Genomic DNA, 23,300 nt, shown 5'->3' with positions numbered 1-23,300 from the left:
GAGAGGCCCGGTGCTGAGCCGCTTTTTCATCGACCGGCCGATCTTTGCCTGGGTCATCGCCATCGGCATCATGCTGGCGGGCCTGGGCGGCATGCTGTCGCTGCCAGTCGCCCAGTATCCCGACATCGCGCCGCCAGGCGTCGGCATCAGCGCCACCTATCCGGGCGCGTCGGCCGAAACGGTCGAGACCAGTGTCACCCAGGTCATCGAACAGCAGCTGACCGGCATCGACGGCCTCATGTATTTCTCCTCCTCGTCGACATCGACGGGGCAGTCGCGCATCACCGTCACCTTCCAGAAGGGCACCGATCCCGACACCGCGCAGGTGCAGGTGCAGAACCGGGTGCAGCAGGCGCTGAGCCGCCTGCCCAGCGCCGTGCAGCAGCAGGGCCTGTCGGTCACCAAGCAGCAGACCGACTTCCTGATGCTGGTGGGTCTCTATGACGAGACCGACAATGCCACCCAGGCGGACATTGCCGACTATCTGGTCAATAATTTCCAGGATTCGATCGCCCGTATCGACGGCATCGGCGCGACCCAGATCTTCGGGTCGCAATATGCGATGCGCATCTGGCTGGACCCCTATAAGCTGGCCGCGGTCAAGCTGATGCCGTCGGACGTCGAAACCGCGATCAAGGCGCAGAATATCGAAGTGTCGGCCGGCCAGATCGGTGCCGATCCGGCACCGGCCAACCAGCAGATCAACGCCACCGTCACGGCGCGTGCGCGCCTGGAAACGCCGGACCAGTTCCGCAACATCGTGGTGAAGACGCAGAGCGACGGGTCGGTCGTCCACCTGTCCGACGTGGCCCGCGTCGAGCTGGGCAATGAAAGCTATACCACCAGTGCGCGCCTCAACGGCCATCCGGCATCGGGCATGGCGTTGCAGCTGGCGCCGGGCGCCGACGCGCTCAAGACCGCCGAACTGGTGAAGGCGCGCGTCGCCGAACTGGGCGGCAACCTGCCGCACGGCTACAAGATCGTCTATCCGCGCGACACCACGCCCTTCATCAAGCTGTCGGTCGAGGAAGTCGTGCAGACGCTGATCGAGGCGGTCGTGCTGGTCGTCATCGTGATGTTCGTCTTCCTGCAGAGCTGGCGCGCGACGCTGGTGCCCGCGATCGCGGTGCCGGTCGTGCTGCTCGGCACGTTCGGCGTCCTTGCCCTGTTCGGCTATTCGATCAACACGCTGACCCTGTTCGGCATGGTGCTGTCGATCGGCCTGCTGGTCGATGACGCGATCGTCGTGGTGGAAAATGTCGAGCGCATCATGGAGGAAGAGGGGCTGTCGCCCCGCGATGCCACGATCAAGTCGATGATGGAGATCGGCAGTGCGCTGGTCGGCATCGCGCTGGTGCTGTCGGCGGTGCTGCTGCCCATGGCCTTCTTCGGCGGATCGACCGGCGTCATCTATCGCCAATTCTCGATCACGATCGTGTCGTCGATGCTGTTGTCGGTCGTGGTCGCATTGATCCTGTCACCGGCCCTGTGCGCCACCATCCTGAAGCCGATCGACAAGGCGCATCGCGAGAAGGGCTGGTTCGGCAAGTTCAACCGCTGGTTCGAGCGGCTGACCAATGGCTATGTCCGCCGCACCCAGGGCGTGATCGGCAAGCGCGGCATCTTCTGGGGCCTTTATGTGGTGGTGCTGGGTATATTGGTCGTGCTGTTCATGCGCCTGCCCACCAGCTTCCTGCCGGTCGAGGATCAGGGCCAGGTGATGGTGCAGGTCACGCTGCCGTCCGGCGCCAAGTCGAGCCGCACCAATGCGGCGATCGACCAGGTGCAGAGCTATTTCCTGAATGACGAGAAGGATAATGTCGCCTTCGCCTTCATCATGACCGGCTTCAGTTTCCAGGGGCAGGGCGAGAATGTCGGCCAGGGCTTCATCAACCTGGCGCCATGGGACGATCGCAAGGGCAAGACGAACGAGGCCGGCACGATCGCCAACCGGGCGACCAAGCAGCTGGGCGCGATCCGCGATGCCAAGGTGCTGGCGATGACGCCTCCGGCGATCCGCGGCCTGGGCCAATCCAACGGCTTCACCTTCGAGCTGCTGAACAGCGGCGGCCTCAGCCGCGAGCGCTTCCTGGAGCTGCGCAACCAGCTGATCGCGTCTGCCCAGCAGGATCCGGTGCTGGCCGGGGTGCGTGCGGCCTCGCTGGAGGACACGCCGCAGCTCAAGATCGACATCGATACCGAGAAGCTGACCGTGCTGGGCCTGACCCAGGCCAATGTCGACGATGTGCTCAGCTCCGCCTGGGGCAGCACCTATGTCAACGACTTCGTCGATCGCGGCCGGGTGAAGCGCGTCTATATGCAGGCCGACGCCCCCTATCGCGCGTTGCCGAGCGATCTCGACAACTGGATGGTGCGGTCGAGCACGACCGGCGAGATGGTGCCCTTCTCCGCCTTTGCCACCAGCCATTGGGTGATGGGGCCGAGCAGCGTGCAGCGCTTCAACGGCCTGTCCTCCTTCGAGATCCAGGGCCAGTCGGCGCCGGGCGCCAGCTCGGGCGATGCGATGGACCGGATGGTGGCGCTGCAGAAGCAGCTGCCGGCCGGCACCAGCTATGCCTGGAGCGGCCTCAGCTATCAGGAGCAATTGTCCGGTGGGCAGGCGCCCCTGCTTTATGGTCTGTCGGTGCTGGTGGTCTTCCTCTGCCTCGCGGCCCTTTATGAAAGCTGGTCGATCCCGCTGTCGGTGCTGCTGGTCATTCCGCTCGGCCTGATCGGTGCGGTGCTGGCGGTGACGCTGCGCGGGCTCGAGAATAATATCTTCTTCCAGGTCGGCCTGCTGACCACCATGGGTCTGGCGGCGAAGAATGCGATCCTGATCGTCGAGTTTGCCGAACTGGCGCATCGCAATGGCCGCAATGCGCTGGAAGCGGCGCTGGAGGCGGCGCGGCTGCGCTTCCGTCCGATCCTGATGACCAGCCTGGCCTTCATCGCGGGCGTCATTCCGCTCGCCATCGCAACCGGCGCGGGCGCGCAGAGCCGCGTCGCGATCGGCACGGCGGTGGTCGGCGGCATGGTGACGGCGACGGTGCTGGCGATCTTCTACGTCCCGCTCTTCTTCGTCTCGATCGCCCGGCTGTTCGGCATGGACAAGAAGAAGCCGGGTGGCGAGCCGCCGGCCCAGGAACCGCCCGTGGACGGAGTGCCCGCATGACCCGCGCTGCATGGATGATGATGCCGCTGTCGGCGCTGGTGCTGGCCGGGTGCGACATGGCGCCCAAATATGTCCGGCCGCAAACGCCGGTGGCGCCGGCCTTCCCCACGGGTGAGGCCTATGCCCCGGTCAGTGCCGATCCTGCGGGCCTGCCCTGGACCGCGCTGATCGGTGACGCGCGGCTCAAGACCGTGATCGAGCGGGCGCTGGCCAATAATCGCGACCTGCGCGTGGCGCTGGCCAATGTCCAGTCGGCGCGGGCGCAGTACAAGGTCGAGCGGGCGGCGCAGGTGCCGACGATCACCGGCGATGCGGCAGCGAGATTCAGTCGCCAGAATGACAATCGGCAGAACAGCTATAGCGCCGATGTCGGCTTCAGCGCGTTCGAGATCGACCTGTTCGGCCGGGTCAAGAATCTGACCCGGTCGGCGCTGGAATCCTATCTGGCGACGCAGGAAGGCATGCGGTCGACCCGCATCACCCTGATTGCCGAGACGGCGAACGCCTATGCGACGATGGCGGCGGACCAGGAATTGCTGGCGCTGTCGCGCCAGACGCTGGCGAGCGCCGAGCGCAGCCTGAAACTGACGCAGACGCTCAACACATCGGGCCTCGCCGGCAAGCTGGACGTGCATCAGGCCGAAACCACGGTGGAGCAGGCGCGCTCCGACATCGAGGCGAATGTCACCCAGGTCGCGCAGGACCGCAACGCGCTGGAACTGCTGGTCGGCGCGCCAGTCGAGGATGCGTTGCTGCCGCAATCGCTCGACAGCCTGTTGCAGTCGACCGCGAAGGTGCCTGCCGGCCTCTTGTCCGACGTGCTGTTGCAGCGACCCGACGTACTGCAGGCGGAACATCAACTGAAAGCCGCCAATGCCGATATCGGCGCGGCGCGGGCGGCGATGTTCCCCAAGATCAGCCTGACCACGGCGATCGGCGTGGCCAGCTCGGCCCTATCCTCGCTGTTCAGCGATGGCGGCTTTGCCTGGTCGGCGGCACCATCGGCCAGCATGCCGATCTTCGGCGGGGCGGCGCGCGGCAATCTGGACTATAGCAAGGCGCAGCGCGACCTCTATGTCGCGCAATATGAGAAGGCGATCCAGACCGCCTTCCAGGAAGTGTCGGACGGGCTGGCGCGGGCCGGCACGATCGACCGGCAGCAGGCGGCGCAGCAGGCGCTGGTGACGGCGAACCAGCGCTATTATGCGCTGGCGGACCAGCGCTATCGGGCGGGCATCGACACCTTCCTCAATTCGCTGACCAGCCAGCGTTCGCTCTACAGCGCCCAGCAGTCGGCGATCGCGACTGAGCTGGCGGCGGTGCAGAATCGCATCCTGCTCTACCGGGTGATCGGCGCCGACCAATAGGCGCCGATCCGCCCTCTTCTCCCGCTTTTCCATGCCCGCGAATCCTGTTATTCTGCGCGCATAAAGAAGAAGGAGAGGGCCATGGCATTTCTGGCTCGGTGTCTGGACTGGCTGTGCGGTATCTGTGCATCCGCCGCGCAGGATGAGTGCGTCATCAACCAGCTGATCTCCAGCGTGACGCGATCCCGACATACGCCCTGATCTCTTCGCAGCCGCAACATAGTTCTTCACCTGCGCGCGCCGCCGTGTAGACTGGCGCTGCGGCATGATGCGCCGCAGGCTTGGGACATGGGGTGGCGCAAATGGCTCCCGACAGTCGTGATGCAGGCGATCGGCCCTGGTGGAAGGGCGCGGTCCTCTATCAAATCTATCCCCGCAGCTTTCAGGATTCGAACGGCGATGGCATTGGCGACCTGCCGGGCATCACCGCGCGGCTGGAGCATGTCGCCCGGCTGGGCGTGGACGCGATCTGGATTTCGCCCTTCTTCCCCTCGCCGATGCGCGATTTCGGCTATGACATCGCTGATTATTGCGGGGTGGACCCGATCTTCGGCACGCTCGCCGATTTCGACGCGCTGGTGGCGCGCGCGCATGAACTCGGGATCAAGGTCACGATCGACCAGGTCTATGCCCATAGTTCCGACCTCCATCCCTGGTTCGCGCAGAGCCGGCAGGACCGGGACAATGACAAGGCGGACTGGTTCGTCTGGGCCGACCCCAGGGCGGACGGCACCCCGCCCAACAACTGGCAGTCGGTGTTCGGCGGCCCGGCCTGGACCTGGGACGCGCGGCGGCGGCAATATTATATGCACCAGTTCCTGACCAGCCAGCCGCAGCTCAACGTCCATAATGTCGCGGTGCAGGATGCGCTGCTGGGCGCGATGCAATTCTGGCTGGACCGCGGCGTCGACGGCTTTCGCCTCGATGCGCTCAACCATGCGATGCACGACCCGGAATTGCGCGACAATCCACCCGCGCCCGAGGGGGAAGGGCCGCGCACCCGGCCGTTCGACTATCAGATTCGCCGCTACAGCCAGTCGCATCCCGGCGTGGTCGATTTCGTCGCGCGCATCCGCGACCTCACCGATCGCTATGGCGCGGTCTTCACCGTGGCGGAGGTAGGCGGCGACCTCGCCGAGCAGGAGATGAAGGCCTATACGGCGGGCGAGGATCACCTCAACAGCGCCTATGGTTTCAACTTCCTCTATGCTCCGGCGCTGACGCCGGGCCTGATCGCCGATACGCTGGCGCGCTGGCCGGATGAGCCGGGCATGGGCTGGCCCAGTTGGGCGTTCGAGAATCATGATGCGCCGCGCGCCTTGTCGCGCTGGTGTGCGCCGGAGGATCAGCCCGCCTTCGCCCGGCTCAAGATGCTGCTGCTGATGGCACTGCGCGGCAATGTCATCCTCTATCAGGGCGAGGAACTGGGCATCACCCAGGTCGATATCCCGTTCGAGAAATTGCAGGACCCCGAGGCGATCGCCAACTGGCCGCTGACCCTGTCGCGCGACGGCGCACGCACGCCGCTGCCCTGGTCGGTCGATGCGGCGGAGGCCGGCTTCACCGATGGCGAGCCCTGGCTGCCATTGGGCGCAGAGAATGTCGCGCGAGCGGTGGCGGCGCAGGATGGCGATTCGGCTTCGCTGCTGCACTTCACCCGCGCGATGATCGCGCTGCGCAAGGCCAATCCGGCGATGCGCCATGGGCGCCTGGATATCATGCGCGCCGACGACCAGTGCCTGGCCTTCCGCCGGGTGGCAGAGGATCAGGCGCTGACCTGCATCTTCAACCTGTCGCCGACCCTCGCGCCCTGGCCGCAGGAAGTGGAAGGGCGCGGCGCGATCATCGCGGCGATCGGCGATGCGGCGTCGGGGATGGCATTGCCGCCCTATGCGGCGCTGCTGCTGGCGCAGGATTAGGTCAGCCTACCGGCGCGAGTTTCGGCGTGACGAGGCCGGCGAGGCGGCGTTGGATAATCGCGGTGGCGTCCTCGACGATGCGGGTGATGAGATCCTGACAGGTCGGGATGTCGTGGATCAGGCCCTGAATTTGCCCGGCCCAGATCAGCCCCGCGTCGAGATCGCCGGTTTCGAGTGCGACCCGGCCCTTGGCGCCCGACACCAGCGGCTGGATGTCGGGGAAGACCGATCCTTCGCGCAGCGAGATTTCGACCACCTCGTCCGACACGCTGTTCTTGGCGACGCGACCCGTATTCTTGAATTTGCGGAAGATGAGGTTGGTGCCGCGCTCGTCATTGTCGACCAGGAACTGCTTCACATTCTGGTGGATCGGCGCTTCGACCGTGGCGCAGAAGCGGGTGCCCATGTTAATGCCTTCCGCGCCCAGCGCCAGCGCGGCGGCGAGGCCGCGGCCGTCGCCAAAGCCGCCGCTGGCGATCATCGGGATGCTGAGCTTGTCGGCCGCCGCCGGGATCAGGATGAGGCCGGGAATATCGTCCTCGCCGGGATGGCCGGCGCATTCGAAGCCGTCGATCGAGATGGCGTCGACGCCCATCCGCTCGGCCGAGAGGGCATGGCGGACGGCGGTGCATTTATGGACGACGATGATGCCATGCGCCTTGAAATCATCGACATGTTCCTGCGGCTTGTGGCCGGCGGTCTCGACGATCTTGACGCCGCTGTCGATGATTGCCTGGCGATATTCCGCATAGGGCGGCGGATTGACCGAGGGCAGGATGGTGAGGTTCACGCCGAAGGGCTTGTCGGTCATCGTGCGGCAGCGGTCGATCTCGCGACGCAGATCGTCGGGCGTCGGCTGGGTGAGGGCGGTGAGGATGCCCAGGCCCCCGGCATTGGAGACGGCGGCGGCCAGTTCGGCGCGGCCGACCCACATCATGCCGCCCTGCACGATCGGATGCTCGATGCCGCACAATTCGGTGAAACGCGTCTTCAAAGCCATCACAGTGCCTCCACGATCGTCACATTGGCGATGCCGCCGCCTTCGCACATGGTCTGCAGGCCATAGCGCTTGCCCCGTGCCTTGAGCGCATGGACGAGCGTGCTCATCAGCTTGGTGCCCGATGCGCCGAGCGGATGGCCGAGCGCGATCGCGCCACCATGGACGTTGAGTTTGGCCGGATCGGCACCGATCGCCTTGAGCCAGGCCATGGGGATGGAGGCGAAGGCCTCGTTCACCTCGAACAGGTCGATATCGTCGAGTTTGAGGCCCGAGCGTTCGAACGCCTTGCGGGTCGCGGGGATCGGCTCCTCCAGCATGATGACCGGATCGCCCGCCGTGACGGTCAGGTTGACGATGCGGGCGAGCGGGGTGAGGCCGAAGCGCTTGATCGCCGCTTCGCTCGCCACCAGCACGCCCGATGCGCCGTCGGTCATCTGGCTGGCATTGGCGGCGGTGATGGTGCCGCCTTCCTCCAGCGTCTTGACGCTGGCCATCGCCTCCATCGTGCCGCCGCGGCGCACGCCGTCGTCGGTGTCGAAAATCCCGTCGGGCGTCAGGACGGGAACGATCTCCGCCTTGAAGGCGCCGCTGTCGATCGCGGCCGCCGCCTTGGCATGGCTGGCCAGCGCATAGGCGTCCATATCCTCGCGGGTGAAGCCATATTTGTTGGCGATCGCCTGTGCGCCATGGAACTGGCTGAATTCGGCGACGCCATAGCGTTTCTGGATGCTTTTGGGCCAGGGGCCATCGCCCAGGCCGGCGGCGGCATGGAGCTGGAAGTTGGAGCCCATCGGCACGCGGGTCATGCTTTCGGCGCCCGCCGCAATTACCAGATCCTGGGTGCCGGACATGATCGCCTGCGCCGCGAAATGCAGCGCCTGCTGCGAGGAGCCGCATTGCCGGTCGATCGTCACGGCCGGCACGCTGTCGGGCAGCTTGGAGGCGAGGACGAGGTTTCGGCCGAAGGCGAAGCTTTGTTCGCCCGCCTGGCTGACGCAGCCGACGATCACATCCTCGATGGCGGCGGGATCGATGCCGGTGCGGTCGACCAGCGCGTTGAGAATGGTGGCGCCCAGATCGGCGGGATGAACGTCGATCAGCCCGCCCTTGCGGGCGCGGCCGCCGGCGGTGCGGACGGCATCGACAATATAGGCCTCGGCCATGGGTCAGGCTCCTCTGAAATTGGGGGGACGCTTGGCGAGCAGGGCGGCAAGCCCTTCCTGCGCCTCACCGGCGCCGGCGATCGCCATCGATCGGAGTTCGCGGTCGAGCTGGGTCTCGAAGCCGGTGTCGAAACTGTCGTGCAGCAGGGGGCGGGCGGCGCCATAGGCCGCCGTCGGCGCATCGGCGAGGCGGGTGGCGAGCGCCAGCCCCTCGGCCTCCAGCGCGTCGTCGTCGACCAGTCGGGTGACGAGGCCGATCGCTTCGGCCTCCTCGCTTTTGATGCGGCGGTTGGTGAGGATGATCTCCTGCGCGCGGCGCAGGCCAACGAGGCGCGGCAGTAGCCAGCTGAGCCCGCCATCGGCGGTCAGGCCGATCGCGCCATAGGCGGCGGTATAATGGGCCGAGCGGGCGGACAGCACGACATCGCCCAATATGGCGAGACTGAAGCCGGCGCCCGCCGCCGGACCGTTGACCAAAGTCACCAGCGGCTTGGCCATGCGGGCGAGGCGGGTGACGGCGGCGTGGAAGGTGGCGATGAGTTCGGTGAGGACGGTGGGCAGTTGCGCGCCCGCGCCGCCCATCAACGCGACATCGCCGCCGGCGCAGAACAGCTTGCCACTGCCGGTGAGGAGGACGCAGCGGACCGCCGCATCGCCCTCGCACCGGATCGCGGCGTCGAGCAGCGCACGGGCGAGCGGCAGGTCGATCGCATTGCCGACCGCCGGGCGATCCAGCGTGATCCGGGCGATGCCGTCGGCGATCGCCAGCGTCACGCCGCTGCCCGACCCGCTCATCAGCGCGGCGCCATGCGGATGGCGCCGTCGAGGCGGATCACCTCGCCATTCAGCATCGGGTTGCGGACGATCGATTCGACCAGCTGGGCATATTCGGCCGGCTTGCCGAGGCGGCTGGGATGGGGCACCTGCGCGCCCAGCGCATCCTGCACATGCTGGGGGAAGGCCTCCAGCATCGGCGTCAGGAAGATGCCCGGTGCAATCGTCATGACGCGGATCTTGTGCTGGGCGAGATCACGGGCGATCGGCAGGGTCATGCCGACCACGCCGCCCTTCGACGCGGAATAGGCGGCCTGGCCGATCTGGCCGTCATAGGCCGCGACAGAGGCGGTGTTGACGATGACGCCCCGCTCGCCATCAATCTCCTCGGCCGCTGCCGCGCGGGCCGCGAATTTGGAGATCATGTTGAAGGTGCCGATCAGGTTGACGGTCACCGTCTTGGCGAAGCTGTCGAGCGGGTGGGGCAGATTTTCCTTGCCCACCGTCTTCACGGCCGGGGCGATGCCGGCGCAATTGACCAGGATGCGGGCCGTGCCATGGGCGGCTTCGGCCGCGTCGAGCCCGGCGGTGACGCTGGCATCGTCGGCGACATTGACGCCAACATAAAGCCCGCCGATTTCGGCCGCGACTGCCTTGCCGGCTTCCTCATTGAGGTCGAAGATTGCGACCTTGGCACCCTGCGCCGCGAGCATGGTGGCGGTGGCGCGGCCGAGGCCGGAGGCGCCACCGGTGACGATGGCGGCCAGTCCCTTGATATCCATTATCTGTCCTCTCCCGGCAGAATTATACGAGTTCGACGGCCATGGCGGTGGCTTCGCCGCCGCCGATGCAGAGGCTGGCGACGCCGCGCTTGAGGCCGCGGGTTTCCAGCGCGCCGAGCAGGGTGGCGACGATGCGCGCGCCCGATGCGCCGATCGGATGGCCGAGCGCGGTGGCGCCGCCATTGACGTTGAGCTTGTCGGCCGGAATGCCCAGTTCCTTGGCGGCGATCATCGCGACCACGGCAAAGGCTTCGTTTACCTCGAACAGGTCGACATCCTCGACCGACCAGCCGGCCTTGGCCAGCAGCTTGCGCATCGCAGGCACCGGCGCGGTGGTGAACTTGGCGGGCTCATGGGCATGGGCGGCGGTGGCGACGACCTTCGCCACGATCTTCAGGCCCTGCTTTTCCGCGACGCTCTGGCGGGTCATCACCAGCGCGGCGGCGCCATCCGAAATGGATGAGGCATTGGCGGCGGTGATGGTGCCATCCTTGACGAAGGCAGGCTTGAGGCCGGGAATCTTTTCCGGCCGGGCCTTGCCGGGCTGTTCGTCGGTGTCGATGACGGTGTCGCCGCCCCGGCCCGATACGGTGACCGGCGTGATCTCGCGGACGAAGGCGCCGCTGCCGATCGCCGCATTGGCGCGGTCGAGCGAGCGGATGGCATAATCATCCTGATCGGTGCGGGTGAACTGATAGTCGCGCACGGCCTCTTCGGCGAAGACGCCCATCGCCTTGCCGGGTTCATAGGCATCCTCCAGCCCGTCCATCATCATCGTGTCGATGATGCGGTCATGGCCGATGCGGGCGCCGCCGCGATGCTTGGGCAGGGCATAGGGGGCGTTGGTCATGCTCTCCATGCCACCGGCGATGACGATGTCGGCCGCGCCCGATGCCAGCGCCTCATGCGCCATGATCGCCGCCTGCATGCCCGATCCGCACATCTTGTTGACGGTCGTCGCCTCGGTATTGAGGCCAAGGCCCGCGCCCAGCGCCGCCTGGCGCGCGGGCGCCTGGCCCAGGCCGGCGGGCAGCACGCAGCCCATATAGATGCGATCGATGGCGTCCGTAGCGACGCCGGCGCGCTCGACCGCGGCCTTGACCGCCGTCGCGCCAAGGTCCGTGGCCTTGACGGCCGAGAGCGCGCCCTGGAACCCGCCCATGGGGGTGCGGGCATAGCTCGCAATGACTACCGGATCGTCCTGCATCGAAATACTCCTTCAAAGGCTGCGCGCAATGACCATGCGCTGGATGTCCGACGTGCCCTCGTAAATCTGGCACACGCGGACATCGCGGTAGATTTTCGCGATTCCGAATTCTTCAAGATAGCCATAGCCACCCAGCGTCTGCATCGCGCCGGATACCACCGCCTCGGCGGCTTCCGACGCGAACAGCTTGGCCATCGACGCCTGGGTCAGGGCCGGCTGGCCGCTGTCCTTCATCGCGGCGGCGGACAGGACGAGCTGGCGCGCGGCCTCCAGCCGGGTGGCGAGGTCGGCGAGGCGGAAGCCGACCGCCTGATGCTCGATGATCGCCTTGCCAAAACTCTTGCGGTCCTTGGCATAGGCGACGGCAATCTCCAGCGCGGCCTGCGCCATGCCGACGCACTGGGCGGCGATGCCGATGCGGCCGGTCTCCAGATTGGCCAAAGCGATGCGATAGCCCTGGCCCGGCTGGCCGATCAGCAGGTCATCTTCGACGAACATATCCTCGAACCGCAGCGCGCAGGTGTCCGACGCGCCCTGGCCCATCTTGTGTTCGACCTTGTCGACCGCATAGCCGGGGCGGTCGGTTGGCACGATGAAGGCGGACAGGCCCTTCTTGCCGGCGTCGGGATCGGTGACGGCGATGATCATCACCAGCCCGCCAATCTTGCCGGAGGTGATGAACTGCTTGGCACCGGTGATGCGCCAGCCGCCATCGACCTTGACCGCGCGGGTGCGCACGGCCGATGCGTCGGAGCCGGCGTCGCTTTCGGTGAGGGCGAAGGCGCCGATGGTGCGGCCGCCGATCAGATCGGGCAGGAAGCGGGCCTTCTGCGCCTCGCTGCCATCCTTGAGCAGGCCGGAGACGAGGATCGAATTCTGGATCGAGACGATGGTGGAGAGCGCGCCGTCGGCGGCGGCCAGTTCCATCAGTGCGAGGGCATAGGAAACCGAATCCGCCTCCGCGCCGCCATAGGCTTCGGGCGCGGTCATGCCCCAGAGGCCAAGGCCCGCCATCTCCTCGAACAGCGAACGGGGATAGCCGCCCTCCGCCTCGAACCGGGCCGAATGCGGGCGGATCGTCGCCTGGGCGAAATCCCGGACGGTGTCGCGAATCGCGCTCTGGATTTCGGTCAGCATAAACCCTTGCGTCTCTCCTATACTCATGAGTAGGTTGCGCCTGTTGCGATTTCTTGTCAACAGGCGGCATGGAGGAACAGCGAGTGTCGGCGAAAAGCGCAGTGGCGATCCCGTCTCCCTTCCGCACGCGGGAGGAGAAGGCGCGCGAGCGGGAGGAAAAGCGCGAGGCGGTGCTGCGCGCGGCGGTGCGCATGTTCAACGCGCGCGGTTTCCATGCGACCTCGCTGGACGATGTCGCCGCTAGCCTGGGGATCAGCAAGCCGACCATCTATCATTATCTGGGCAACAAGGAGCAGGTGCTGATCGAATGCGTCACCCGCGGCCTGGAAATGCTGCGCGCGGCAGCCGATGAGGCGCGCGCGGGGGAAGGCAATGGCCTGGCCCGGCTCGGCTATTTCCTGCGCCGCTATGGTGCGGTGATCATGGATGATTTTGGCGCCTGCGTGGTGCGGACGGGCGACGAATGCCTGTCGGCCGAGGGCGCGATCCTGTTCCGGTCGCGCAAGCGCGACATCGACCTGGCCATGCGCGGGCTGATCGCCGACGCGGTGGCGGACGGGTCGATCGCTCCGGTCGACGTGAAGCTGGCGGCCTTCACCCTGGCCGGCGCGCTTAACTGGTCGGCGCGCTGGCGCGACCCCGCTGGCGCGATGAGCGCCGAGGCGATCGCGGCGGCGCAGGTCGACCTGCTGATCGCGGGGCTCGCCCCGCGCGGCTGAGGCTGCCCGCTTCTCTCCTGTCCGAATTGGTCAAGCGACGCGCCATGGCGCACGCCTATGACCGGCCCATGGACAGACAGCCCGCCATGACGGGCGGGAAGGAGAGGGCCGGATGGAGAATGGTGCCACGCCATTGCAGGCGATGCTGGACCGGGAGGCGATCCGCGATTGCCTCGCGCGGCTGGCGCGGGGTGAGGACCGGCGCGACGCCGACCTGATCCGGGCCTGTTGCTGGCCCGACGGCAGCACCGACTATGGCGTGTTCGCCGGCGATTTCGATGCCTATCTTGCCTGGGTGGTGCCCGGCGCCGACGCGATCCTCTGCACCCAGCATCTGCTGGGACAGGGCGTCATCGACCTGGCGGGCGACACGGCGCGGGTCGAGACGCAGGTCCAATCCTATCATCGCATCGACATGGGCGAGGCGCAGCGCGACGTCATGATCGGCGGCCGCTATCTCGACCTTTTCGAACGGCGCGAGGGCCAGTGGCGGATCGCGCGGCGGACCATGCTCTATGATTGGGTGCAGGATATCGGCGTCTCAGCCGACTGGAGCCAGGGCGTCATGGGCATGGCGTTCAGCGCGCCGCATTTCACCGGCCGCGCGAACGGCGATCACAGCGTGCGCTTCTTTGCGCGCGAAACCGACTGAGGGAGAGGATCATGAAACCGCTGGACGGCAAGGTCGCGATCGTCACCGGCGCGAGCCGGGGCATCGGCAAGGGCATGGCGCTGGCGCTCGCCGAGCAGGGGGCGACCGTCTATGTCACCGGGCGCACGGTCAATGCGGGCGACCATGAACTGCCGGGCACGGTCGGCGAGACGGCGGCGCAGTGCGATGCGCGCGGCGGCCGGGGCATTGCGGTGCAGGTCGACCATGGCGACGACGCGCAGGTGGCGGCCCTGTTCGACCAGGTCCGGCGCGAGCAGGGGCGGCTCGACCTGCTGGTCAACAACGCCTTTGCGATCCCCGAGGATCTGACCGTACCGGGCAGCTTCTGGGAAAAGCCGCTGTCCAACTGGGACATGGTCGATGTCGGCGTCCGTTCCAACTTCGTCGCTGCGCGCCATGCCGCGCAGATGATGGTGCCGCAGGGATCGGGGCTGATCGTGGCGATATCGGGCTATGTCGGCGTGACCTATACCTATGGCGTGGTGTTCGGCACTGCCAAGTCGGCGGTCGACCGCATGGCGCGCGACATGGCGATCGAGTTGCAGCCCCATGGCGTCGCCTCGCTCTCGCTATGGCAGGGGCTGACCATGACCGAGCGGGCACAGCGCAACATTGCCGCCAATCCGGCGATGAAGGCGCTGACCGTCACCAATCCGCTGGTCGGCTGCTCGCCCGAATTTCCCGGCCGGGTGATCGCCGCGTTGTTGGCCGATCCGGCGATCATGGCGCGATCGGGTGGCACCTTCATCACCGCGGAGCTGGCGCAGGCTTATGGCATCACCGATGTCGACGGGAAGACCATCCCGTCGCTGCGGGCCGAGCGCGGCGCACCGATCTGGCAACCGATCGCCCCGCGGACGGAGGCATAGGATGGCCGCGGATCGCCAGGCGCGGATCGATGCGCTGCTCGACCGGCAGGATATTGTCGACTGCCTGACCCGGTTCAGCCGGGGCATGGACCGGTTCGACCGCAACCTGTTCCTGTCGGCCTTTCATGATGATGCCACGGTCGCGGCGGGCAGCTTCGTCGGCGCGCCCGATGCGCTTTATGCCTGGGCCAGTGCCCTGCACGAGGGCGGGCAGGTGGCGACCCATCATAATCTGCTCAACATGACGATCGATATCGACGGCGACAGCGCCCATGCCGAAACCTATTATCTGTTCGTCGGCCGCAACCGGGACGAGAGCAACTGGATCGCCGGGGGCCGCTATCTCGACCGGCTGGAACGGCGCGATGGCCAGTGGAAGATTGTGCTGCGCACCAACATGATCGAATGGTCCGGGCTGGTGCCGACGCTGCCGCTCCCCTTTGGCGACATAGCGGACCTGCATGCCAATGGCGCGCCGGCACGGGACGCGAGCGATCCTTCCTATCAGCGGCCGCTGGCCAACCGGCGGGCGCTGCATATTCCCCAATAGCGCGCATCGCGGGGTCGATCCTTGGGCGGGGACATTCTGTCCACGTTGACGCCGCCTGCCGCGCATCCCACCTTCGCATCGAAATGGGGCCATGCTGCGTTGGACGCAGCGACGGGCGCGCCCCGTGCCCGCTGCCCTACCTCCTGCCGAAGAAGGTGATCCGATGACCATAGCCCTTGCCGACCCCAGCCTGCTGCGCGAACAATGCTATGTCGACGGCCAGTGGATCGGCACCGCCAGCATCGACGTGACCGATCCCGCGACGGACGAGCGGCTGGCCGGCATTCCCGCGATCGACGAGGCGGGGACGCGCGCGGCGATCGAGGCGGCCGAGGCGGCACTGCCAGAGTGGAAGGCGAAGACGGCGGGCGAGCGGTCGCGCATATTGCGCCGCTGGTTCGAGCTGCTGATCGAACATCAGGATGACCTGGCCATGATCCTGACCCGCGAGCAGGGCAAGGCGCTGACCGAGGCCAAGGGCGAGATCGCCTATGCCGCCAGCTTCATCGAATGGTTCGGCGAAGAGGCCAAGCGCATCTATGGCGAGATCATTCCCAGCCATCGCGCCGACAGCCGCATCGTCGTCATCAAACAGCCGGTCGGTGTGGTTGCGGCAATCACGCCGTGGAATTTCCCCGCCGCGATGATCACGCGCAAGGCGGCGCCGGCGCTGGCGGCAGGCTGCACCATGGTCTTGAAGCCCGCGACCCAGACGCCGCTGACCGCGCTGGCGCTGGCCGTGCTGGCCGAGCGCGCGGGCGTGCCCAAGGGCGTGTTCAACGTCGTCACCGGATCGTCGCGGGTGATCGGCGCGGAACTCACCGGCAACCCGCTGGTGCGCAAGCTGAGCTTCACCGGATCGACCGAGGTCGGCAAGACGCTGATGGCGCAATGCGCGCCGACGATGAAGAAGCTGTCGATGGAACTGGGCGGCAATGCGCCCTTCATCGTCTTTGCCGACGCCGATCTGGATGCTGCGGTCGAAGGCGCGATCGCGTCCAAATATCGGAACAGCGGCCAGACCTGCGTCTGCGTCAACCGCATCCTGGTGCAGCGTGACGTCGCGCCGGCCTTTGCCGAGAAGCTGAAGGCGGCCGTCGCGAAGCTCAAGGTCGGGCCGGGCACGCAAGCCGGCGTGACCCAGGGGCCGCTGATCGACGAGAAGGCGGTCGAGAAGGTCGAGGAACATGTCGCCGACGCGCTGGCCAAGGGCGGCACGCTGGTGAGTGGCGGGCATCGCCACAAGCTGGGCCACAGTTTCTTCGAGCCGACCATCATCAGCGGCTGCACGCCGGAGATGAAGCTGGCCGACGAGGAAACGTTCGGGCCGCTCGCCGCGCTGTTCCTGTTCGACACGGAAGAGGAAGCGGTCGCGCTGGCCAACGCCACCGAGGTCGGCCTGTCGGGCTATTTCTACACCCGTGACCTGTCGCGCGCCTGGCGCGTGGGCGAGGCGCTGGAGGTCGGCATGGTCGGCATCAATACCGGCCTGATTTCGACCGAGGTCGCGCCGTTTGGCGGCATCAAGGAATCGGGCATGGGCCGCGAAGGATCGCGCCATGGCATCGAGGACTATGTCGAGATCAAATATCTGTGCATGTCCGGGATCTGACGCAGACTATCGAAAGGGGATGATGATGGCGGGAGTGGTGGCGGTAACCGGTGCGGCCGGTGCGCTGGGCCGGGCGGCGGTGCAGGTGCTGCGCGCGGCCGGCTGGACGGTGGCGGGTATCGACCTGGGCGATGTGCCGGCCGATGGCGTCGACCTGGCGCTGGGCGGCATTGACCTGTCCGACGAGCAGGCGGTGGCCGGCGCGGCGGCGAAGATCGGCGAAGCGCTGGGCGGCCTCGACGGGCTGGTCAATATCGCCGGCGGCTTCAGCTGGGAGACGGTGGAGGATGGCTCGGTCGCCACCTGGGACCGGCTCTATGGCATGAATGTCCGCACCACGCTGATCGCGACTCGCGCCTTGTTGCCGCTGTTGCGCGATGGCGGCGGGGCGATCGTCAATATCGGCGCTGCGGCGTCGGGGAAGGCGGCGGCCGGCATGGGCGCCTATGCCGCGTCCAAGGCGGGCGTCGCGCGCCTGACCGAGGCGCTGGCCGAAGAACTGAAGGATGCGGGCGTGCGGGTGAATGCGGTGTTGCCCAGCATCATCGACACGCCGGCCAACCGCGCCGACATGCCCGACGCGGATGCCAGCCGCTGGGTCTCGCCCGAGGCGCTGGGCGGGGTGATCGCCTTCCTGCTGTCGCCCGCCGCCGCGCCGATCACCGGCGCGCTGATTCCGGTCACCGGCCGGGTCTGATCGCGATCGACCGGTTGCCGTTGCAAGGCGCGCAACCGGTCGATGGCGTTTCGTGCAACTGGCCTTGGCGCCTTTGCATTTGCGAAAAAAGCCGGGGAGGACCAGATGAACCTCGATGCTGCGACGCAGCAATATTCTTGTCCGAGGTTCTTATGTTTTCGCTCATCTCGCTCTATTTCGCCTATCGCCGGGACGTCGTCACCGCCGAGCGTTATATCGCCGCGCTGACCCCCGCTACCGAGCCGGTTTCGGCCGACGTCGTGACCTTCCCGGTCGCCAAGGAAGAAAAGCTGGCCCGCGCCGCCTGATCGGCGCGCCAGCTGACGACTGACTACCTCTCCCGCTGACTGCCCATTTTCGGGGCAGCGCCGCGGCCAGAAGGCCGCCAAGGGATCGCCACAGCGCTAACAGCGCCGGCCCGCCGCTCCGCCATTGCAAGTCAACATATGTGTTGATTAACAAAATGGCGAGAACAGCGATCCCCAGGAGAGGTCATGACCTGCAAGCCGACGCAGACGCCTGCGGCTGACACATTCGATATCCCGACCCTGCGCGAGAAATATCGCGCCGAGCGCGACAAGCGGATGCGCGCCGACCGGGAAGGCCAATATCAGCCGACCACCGACGATACGACGCACAGCTATGACGTCGACCCGCATATGCCGGTCGTCGCCCGTGACCCGATCGTCGAGGAACTGGATGTCGTGGTGCTGGGCGCGGGCTTTGCTGGCCTGCTCGCCGGCTATCACCTGACCAAACAGGGCGTCACCAATTTCCGCAACATCGACCATGGCGGCGATTTCGGCGGCGTCTGGTACTGGAATCGCTATCCCGGCATCCAGTGCGATAATGACGCCTATTGCTATCTGCCGCTGCTGGAAGAAACCGGCTTCATGCCGTCGAAGAAATTCGCCGACGGCGCGGAGATCCAGGCCTATTGCCGCCAGATCGCCGAAAGCTTCGGTTTCGCTGACAAGGCGCTGTTCCACACCCTCATCACCTCGCTGAAATGGGACGAGACGATCCAGCGCTGGCGCGTCGGCACCAGCCGGGGCGACGAACTGCTGGCTCGCTTCGTGGTGATGGGCTGCGGCGTGCTCAACATGCCCAAGCTGCCCGGCATCGCCGGCATCAACAGCTTCAAGGGCAAGATCTTCCACACCGCCCGCTGGGACTATGATTATAGCGGCGGCAGCTACGCCAATCCGGTGCTCGACAAACTGGCCGACAAGCGCGTCGCCATCATCGGCACCGGCGCGACCGCGATCCAGGCGGTGCCCTATCTCGGCCGCTACGCCAAGCAGCTCTATGTCATCCAGCGCACGCCATCGACCGTGGACGAGCGGCCCAATCCGGCGACGGATGCCGACTGGGCGGCATCGCTCCAGCCCGGTTGGCAGGCCGATCGCCAGGCCAATTTCCACCGCGCCGCAATGGAGTCCTTTGCGCCGGGCGAGCCGGATCTGATCTGCGACATCTGGACCGAGATCGCCCGCAACCTGTCGGCCGAACTGGAAGCCGAGGGCTGGCCGGAAATGTCGATCGAGCAGTTCATGGCCAAGCGCGAGGTGGTCGATTATCGCGTGATGGAGCGGCTGCGCGCCCGCGTCGACGAGATGGTCGAGGACAAGGCGACGGCCGAGGCCTTGAAGCCCTGGTATCGCTTCCTGTGCAAGCGGCCGCTGTCGAGCAACGAGTTTTACCCGACCTTCAACCGGCCCAATGTCACGCTGATCGACGTTGCCGACAGCAAGGGGCTGGAGAAGATCACCGAGAAGGGCTTCGTGTCGGGCGGCGTCGAATATGAGGTCGACTGCATCATCTTCGCCAGCGGTTTCGAGGTGACGAGCGAGCTGAAGCGCCGCTGGGGCATCGATGCGGTGGAGGGGCGCGATGGCCTGTCCATCTACGATCATTGGGCCAATGGCCCGCGTACCCTGCACGGCACCATGACCCATGGTTTCCCCAACCAGTTCTTCATCGGCTATATCCAGGGCGGCCTCAACGCCAGCGTGACCGAACAGTTCGGCCGCCAGGCGGAGCATATCGCCCATATCATCCATGCGGTGATGGATAAGGGCGCCAAGGTGGTCGAGACCACCCTGCAGGGGCAGGAGGATTATGTCCGCCATTTCGAGGAAATGGAAATCGACATGACCGCCTTCCAGCAGGAATGCACCCCCAGCTATTTCACCAATGAGGGCCAGGTGAAGGCGCCCTGGGCGCTGTTCCGCAGCTATGGTCCGGGCTGGGGCGCATTCCAGAAACTGGTGCAGGACTGGCGCGCGAAGGGCGATCTCGACGGCATGGAATTGCGGTCCTGAGCCATGGGCCGGATCGCCCCGGGGATGGTTCGTAGCGGTCGCTGCTCTTCCCTTGGGGCGCTCCCGCCAGTTGCGATAGGCAGGTTGAAAATATTGTCCTTGCGGACCCGGCGAGCGGACTCGCGGGCCGTACCCATCGGGCAACGCGGACGTTGCAGGAGGATGCCATGAGCAAGATCGACAATATCGATGTGGAGGCGCTGGCCAAGCCGCTGACCTACCCGACCGAGGCATTCCTGTCGAAGGACTATGCCCTGGCGGAGAAGGAGAAGCTGTGGCCCCATGTCTGGCAGATGGCGGCGCGGGTCGAGGAACTGCCCGATGTCGGCGACTGGATGACCTACGACATTTGCGATGAGTCGATCATCATCGTGCGGACCGCGCCCGACACGTTGCGCGCCTTCTTCAATGTCTGCCCGCATCGCGGCCGCCAACTGGTCGACGTGCCCAAGGACGTGCATTCGGTGCGCGGCAAGAACCGGCGCAGCTTCGTCTGCGGCTTCCATGGCTGGACCTTCGATACCGAGGGCAACAACACCTATATTCTCGACCCGCAGGACTGGCAGGGCGCGCTCAATGCCGAATGCACCCGCCTGTCGGATGTTAAGATCGACATATGGGGCGGCTGGATCTGGATCCATATGGACCTCAATGCCGAGCCGCTGATCGATTTCCTGGGCGATGCCGGCCGCATCCTGTCCCACTTCGAAATGGACAAGATGCGCTACAAATGGCGCAAATGGGTGGTCTATCCGGCCAATTGGAAGACCGCGCTGGAGGCTTTCATGGAGCCTTATCATGTCGCGGGCACCCATACCCAATTGCTCGATTATGGCGATTATTACGCATATAGTGCGGCCTATGGCCTGCATGGGGTGAGCGGTTTCGACCAGCGCGACCCGGCCTTCCAGATGAGCCAGAGCAGCAGCGTCACCCGCGCGGGCAAGGGCGACGATCCGCGCCGCTCCACCTATGAGCTGATCCGCGAAAATTACGAGACGCTGAACTATGCGGCCTCGACCGAGACTTTGGTCAATGCGGCGAGCCGGCTGGTCGACGAACTGCCCGAGGGCACGGCGGCCGGCGACGTCATCGCCCATTGGCTGAAATCCGCCAAGGCGGACGATGCCGCGCGCGGCGTCATCTGGCCGGAAATCCCGCCCGAGGTGATGGCCGAGGCGGGGCTTGCCTGGCACGTCTTTCCCAACATGTCGGTGCTGCAGGGGATCACTTTCGCGCTCTGCTACCGCACCCGTCCCTATGGCGACGATCCCGACATGTGCATCTTTGAATCCTACGCGATCGAGCGCTTTCCCGAAGGCGAAGTGCCGGCGACCGAGTGGGAAGAGACGGAGGCCACGGCCGAGGGCTGGGGCGCCGTCCTCGCCCAGGATTTCTCGAACATGGAATGGGTGCAGAAGGGCATGAAGTCGCGTGGCTTCCGCGGGCCGCTGCCCAACCCCCACCAGGAACGCAAGATCACCAATTTCCACCGCAACCTAGCCACGTACATGGGTACGGGCGCACCGAGGTTACTCAAATGAGCTATGACGATCCCAAGCCCGCCGTCAACGTGAACGCCACCGACAAGAAGGGCACGCCGGTCTACAAGCGGATGCTGGACCTGTTCGAGGCCGAAGGCATCAACACGCTGTTCGGCATTCCCGATCCCAATTTCGTCCACATGTTCCTGGAGGCCGAACGGCGCGGCTGGACCGTGGTTGCGCCCCATCATGAGGCCGCTGCCGGCTTCATGGCCGAGGCCGCGTCGCGCATCACCGGCAAGCCCGCCGTCGCCATCGGCACGCTGGGGCCGGGCATCGCCAATATGGCGCCCGCCATCCAGTGTGCGCTGGTCGAAAATTCGCCGGTCATCTTCCTGTCGGGCCAGCGCGCCCGCGTCACCGAACAGCGCGTCCGTCGCGGCCGCATCCAGTTCGTGAAGCAGATGCCGCTGTTCGAGAATAGCGTCAAATATGCCGCCTCGATCGAATATGCCGACCAGACCGACGAAGTCGTGCGCGAGGGCATTCGCAAGGCGATGGGCGGCACCCCCGGCCCGGTCTATATCGAATATCCCAGCCACATCATCCTGGAGGAGCTGGACCTGCCCGCGCCGCTGGCGCCGGACCGCTATCGCCTGGTCAATCAGGGCGCCGACATCGACCGGGTCAAGGAAGCGGCCGACCTGATCCGCGCGGCCAAGAACCCGATCCTGCTGGTCGGCCATGCCGTCCACACCTCGCGCTCGGGCGCGGCGGTGAAGCAGCTGGCGGACCTGATGAACTGCCCGGTGATCCAGACCTCGGGCGGCACCAGCTATATCAAGGGGCTGGAAGACCGCACTTTCCAGTACGTCTTCTCCAAGGCGTCGATCGAGGCGGTCACGGAATCGGATCTGGTGCTGGCGCTGGGCACTGAACTGGGCGAGCCGGTTCATTTCGGTAAGTGGCGCTACTGGATGAAGAATGAAGCGATCCGCAAATGGATCTATGTCGAGCAGGATCCCGCCGCGATCGGCGTCAACCGCCCGATCGACGTGCCGCTGGTCGGCGACCTGCGCGGCGTCGTGCCGCAACTGGTCGAGGCGCTGAAGGACACGCCGCGCCCGCCTGCGCCGATGCTGGAAGCCTTCATGCGCGACGGCCAGGCCGAACTGGACGAGCTGGCGGCGGAATCGCGCACCAAGAGCGATGGCACCGGCGACCTGCCGATCCATCCCGCCCGTCTGGCGGTGGAGGCGACCGAGGCCTTCCCCAAGGACGGCATCCTGATCCGCGACGGCGGCGCTGGCGTGATCTTCCAGTGGACCTATTCGCAGTGCAAGCCGAACGACGTCATCTGGAACCAGAATTTCGGCCATATCGGCACCGGCATTCCCTATGCCACCGGCGCGATGCTGGCGGACAAGGCGGCCACCGGCGTCAGCCGTCCGGGCCTGTTGCTGACCTCCGACAGCAGCTTCATGTTCCATATCGCCGAACTGGAAGTGGCGGTGCGCACCAAGCTGCCGCTGGTCTGCGTCGTCGGCGTGGATAATCAGTGGGGCCTGGAAGTGGGCGTCTACAAGCGCACCTTCGGCCAAGGCACGGAAGAAACCGGCACCCATTGGAGCAAGGAAGTCCGCTTCGACAAGATCGGTGAGGGCTTTGGCTGCCACGGCGAATATGTGACCCGCGCGGAGGACATCAAGCCGGCGATCGCGCGCGCCTATGCCAGCGGCAAGCCGGGCGTCGTCCATGTCGTGATCGATCCCAAGGCCAATTCGGAAGAAATGCCGAAATATGCCGAATTCCGCACCTGGTACGCCGAAGGCACCCAGTAAAACGCCCTTC

At 66.1% G+C, this 23,300-nt stretch carries 19 protein-coding genes; 13 read left to right on the top strand and 6 right to left on the bottom strand.

Annotated elements, in window-relative coordinates:
- Positions 1-10 precede the first annotated feature (10 nt).
- The 3 genes from ACI6S0_RS18290 to ACI6S0_RS18280 all read left to right on the top strand — a co-directional run bounded on the left by ACI6S0_RS18290 (position 11) and on the right by ACI6S0_RS18280 (position 6,458).
- A complete protein-coding gene (locus tag ACI6S0_RS18290; protein WP_434403862.1) occupies positions 11-3,172 on the top strand; it encodes an efflux RND transporter permease subunit in 3,162 nt (1,053 codons plus the stop codon).
- Entirely contained in the window at positions 3,169-4,539 is a 1,371-nt protein-coding gene (locus ACI6S0_RS18285) for an efflux transporter outer membrane subunit (protein WP_434403861.1), read from the top strand. Before ACI6S0_RS18290 ends, ACI6S0_RS18285 begins: the two co-directional genes overlap by 4 nt.
- Positions 4,540-4,841: 302 nt before the next feature.
- Positions 4,842-6,458 carry an alpha-amylase family glycosyl hydrolase gene (locus ACI6S0_RS18280; protein WP_434403859.1) on the top strand — a complete coding sequence of 539 codons (1,617 nt, stop codon included), beginning with the start codon at positions 4,842-4,844 and terminating at the stop codon, positions 6,456-6,458.
- A 1-nt stretch (position 6,459) separates the two neighbouring features.
- Here the strand turns inward: ACI6S0_RS18280 and ACI6S0_RS18275 are convergent, their stop codons facing one another.
- From ACI6S0_RS18275 to ACI6S0_RS18250, 6 genes are read right to left on the bottom strand one after another with little or no spacing between them, the layout of a single operon-like run.
- Positions 6,460-7,458, bottom strand: coding sequence for an NAD(P)H-dependent flavin oxidoreductase (locus ACI6S0_RS18275; protein WP_434403858.1), 999 nt, complete (start codon positions 7,456-7,458; stop codon positions 6,460-6,462).
- A complete protein-coding gene (locus ACI6S0_RS18270; RefSeq protein WP_434403857.1) occupies positions 7,458-8,621 on the bottom strand; it encodes an acetyl-CoA C-acetyltransferase in 1,164 nt (387 codons plus the stop codon). Before ACI6S0_RS18270 ends, ACI6S0_RS18275 begins: the two co-directional genes overlap by 1 nt.
- 3 nt (positions 8,622-8,624) lie before the next feature.
- Positions 8,625-9,416, bottom strand: a complete 792-nt coding sequence (locus ACI6S0_RS18265) for an enoyl-CoA hydratase/isomerase family protein (RefSeq protein ID WP_434403856.1) — start codon at positions 9,414-9,416, stop codon at positions 8,625-8,627.
- Positions 9,416-10,177 (bottom strand): 3-hydroxyacyl-CoA dehydrogenase, encoded by a 762-nt coding sequence (locus tag ACI6S0_RS18260; protein WP_434403855.1) that lies wholly within the window; start codon positions 10,175-10,177, stop codon positions 9,416-9,418. Before ACI6S0_RS18260 ends, ACI6S0_RS18265 begins: the two co-directional genes overlap by 1 nt.
- 22 nt (positions 10,178-10,199) lie before the next feature.
- Entirely contained in the window at positions 10,200-11,384 is a 1,185-nt protein-coding gene (locus ACI6S0_RS18255) for an acetyl-CoA C-acyltransferase (protein ID WP_423301430.1), read from the bottom strand.
- Between the two features lie 12 nt (positions 11,385-11,396).
- Positions 11,397-12,521: an acyl-CoA dehydrogenase family protein gene (locus ACI6S0_RS18250; RefSeq protein ID WP_434403854.1), complete on the bottom strand. Its 1,125-nt coding sequence runs from the start codon at positions 12,519-12,521 to the stop codon at positions 11,397-11,399.
- Positions 12,522-12,604: 83 nt separating this feature from the next.
- On the opposite strand from ACI6S0_RS18250, the gene ACI6S0_RS18245 reads away from it, so the two are divergent.
- The 10 genes from ACI6S0_RS18245 to ACI6S0_RS18200 all read left to right on the top strand — a co-directional run bounded on the left by ACI6S0_RS18245 (position 12,605) and on the right by ACI6S0_RS18200 (position 23,290).
- Positions 12,605-13,240: a TetR/AcrR family transcriptional regulator gene (locus ACI6S0_RS18245; RefSeq protein ID WP_004209084.1), complete on the top strand. Its 636-nt coding sequence runs from the start codon at positions 12,605-12,607 to the stop codon at positions 13,238-13,240.
- Between the two features lie 112 nt (positions 13,241-13,352).
- Positions 13,353-13,892, top strand: coding sequence for a nuclear transport factor 2 family protein (locus tag ACI6S0_RS18240; RefSeq protein ID WP_434403852.1), 540 nt, complete (start codon positions 13,353-13,355; stop codon positions 13,890-13,892).
- Positions 13,893-13,903: 11 nt separating this feature from the next.
- A complete protein-coding gene (locus tag ACI6S0_RS18235; RefSeq protein ID WP_434403851.1) occupies positions 13,904-14,782 on the top strand; it encodes an SDR family NAD(P)-dependent oxidoreductase in 879 nt (292 codons plus the stop codon).
- A gap of 1 nt (position 14,783) precedes the next feature.
- The gene (locus ACI6S0_RS18230; RefSeq protein WP_434403850.1) at positions 14,784-15,332 is read left to right on the top strand and encodes a nuclear transport factor 2 family protein; all 549 of its coding nucleotides are present in this window, start codon (positions 14,784-14,786) and stop codon (positions 15,330-15,332) included.
- 163 nt (positions 15,333-15,495) lie between these two features.
- Positions 15,496-16,944 carry an NAD-dependent succinate-semialdehyde dehydrogenase gene (locus ACI6S0_RS18225; RefSeq protein ID WP_434403849.1) on the top strand — a complete coding sequence of 483 codons (1,449 nt, stop codon included), beginning with the start codon at positions 15,496-15,498 and terminating at the stop codon, positions 16,942-16,944.
- A gap of 19 nt (positions 16,945-16,963) precedes the next feature.
- Positions 16,964-17,641, top strand: coding sequence for an SDR family oxidoreductase (locus tag ACI6S0_RS18220; RefSeq protein ID WP_434403848.1), 678 nt, complete (start codon positions 16,964-16,966; stop codon positions 17,639-17,641).
- Positions 17,642-17,778: 137 nt separating this feature from the next.
- Positions 17,779-17,949: a hypothetical protein gene (locus ACI6S0_RS18215; RefSeq protein WP_434403847.1), complete on the top strand. Its 171-nt coding sequence runs from the start codon at positions 17,779-17,781 to the stop codon at positions 17,947-17,949.
- Positions 17,950-18,135: 186 nt separating this feature from the next.
- Positions 18,136-19,965: a flavin-containing monooxygenase gene (locus tag ACI6S0_RS18210; protein WP_374553622.1), complete on the top strand. Its 1,830-nt coding sequence runs from the start codon at positions 18,136-18,138 to the stop codon at positions 19,963-19,965.
- Between the two features lie 167 nt (positions 19,966-20,132).
- On the top strand, positions 20,133-21,509 hold the full coding sequence (locus tag ACI6S0_RS18205; protein WP_434403846.1) for an aromatic ring-hydroxylating oxygenase subunit alpha: 1,377 nt from the start codon (positions 20,133-20,135) through the stop codon (positions 21,507-21,509).
- Positions 21,506-23,290 (top strand): thiamine pyrophosphate-binding protein, encoded by a 1,785-nt coding sequence (locus ACI6S0_RS18200; protein WP_375178276.1) that lies wholly within the window; start codon positions 21,506-21,508, stop codon positions 23,288-23,290. Before ACI6S0_RS18205 ends, ACI6S0_RS18200 begins: the two co-directional genes overlap by 4 nt.
- Positions 23,291-23,300: the final 10 nt, after the last annotated feature.

Source organism: Sphingobium sp. DN12, assembly GCF_051058005.1.
In the GTDB taxonomy this organism is placed as follows: Bacteria; Pseudomonadota; Alphaproteobacteria; order Sphingomonadales; family Sphingomonadaceae; genus Sphingobium; species Sphingobium yanoikuyae.
The sequence above is the reverse complement of the archived record's forward strand: the minus strand, read 5'-3'. Positions and strand labels throughout refer to the sequence as shown.

Coding starts and splice junctions, on each gene's coding strand:
- ACI6S0_RS18285 (WP_434403861.1), top strand. CDS start 3,169: ATGACCCGCGCTGCATGGATGATGATGCCGCTGTCGGCGCTGGTGCTG.
- ACI6S0_RS18280 (WP_434403859.1), top strand. CDS start 4,842: ATGGCTCCCGACAGTCGTGATGCAGGCGATCGGCCCTGGTGGAAGGGC.
- ACI6S0_RS18275 (WP_434403858.1), bottom strand. CDS start 7,458: ATGGCTTTGAAGACGCGTTTCACCGAATTGTGCGGCATCGAGCATCCG.
- ACI6S0_RS18270 (WP_434403857.1), bottom strand. CDS start 8,621: ATGGCCGAGGCCTATATTGTCGATGCCGTCCGCACCGCCGGCGGCCGC.
- ACI6S0_RS18265 (WP_434403856.1), bottom strand. CDS start 9,416: ATGAGCGGGTCGGGCAGCGGCGTGACGCTGGCGATCGCCGACGGCATC.
- ACI6S0_RS18260 (WP_434403855.1), bottom strand. CDS start 10,177: ATGGATATCAAGGGACTGGCCGCCATCGTCACCGGTGGCGCCTCCGGC.
- ACI6S0_RS18255 (WP_423301430.1), bottom strand. CDS start 11,384: ATGCAGGACGATCCGGTAGTCATTGCGAGCTATGCCCGCACCCCCATG.
- ACI6S0_RS18250 (WP_434403854.1), bottom strand. CDS start 12,521: ATGCTGACCGAAATCCAGAGCGCGATTCGCGACACCGTCCGGGATTTC.
- ACI6S0_RS18240 (WP_434403852.1), top strand. CDS start 13,353: ATGGAGAATGGTGCCACGCCATTGCAGGCGATGCTGGACCGGGAGGCG.
- ACI6S0_RS18235 (WP_434403851.1), top strand. CDS start 13,904: ATGAAACCGCTGGACGGCAAGGTCGCGATCGTCACCGGCGCGAGCCGG.
- ACI6S0_RS18230 (WP_434403850.1), top strand. CDS start 14,784: ATGGCCGCGGATCGCCAGGCGCGGATCGATGCGCTGCTCGACCGGCAG.
- ACI6S0_RS18225 (WP_434403849.1), top strand. CDS start 15,496: ATGACCATAGCCCTTGCCGACCCCAGCCTGCTGCGCGAACAATGCTAT.
- ACI6S0_RS18220 (WP_434403848.1), top strand. CDS start 16,964: ATGATGATGGCGGGAGTGGTGGCGGTAACCGGTGCGGCCGGTGCGCTG.
- ACI6S0_RS18210 (WP_374553622.1), top strand. CDS start 18,136: ATGACCTGCAAGCCGACGCAGACGCCTGCGGCTGACACATTCGATATC.
- ACI6S0_RS18205 (WP_434403846.1), top strand. CDS start 20,133: ATGAGCAAGATCGACAATATCGATGTGGAGGCGCTGGCCAAGCCGCTG.
- ACI6S0_RS18200 (WP_375178276.1), top strand. CDS start 21,506: ATGAGCTATGACGATCCCAAGCCCGCCGTCAACGTGAACGCCACCGAC.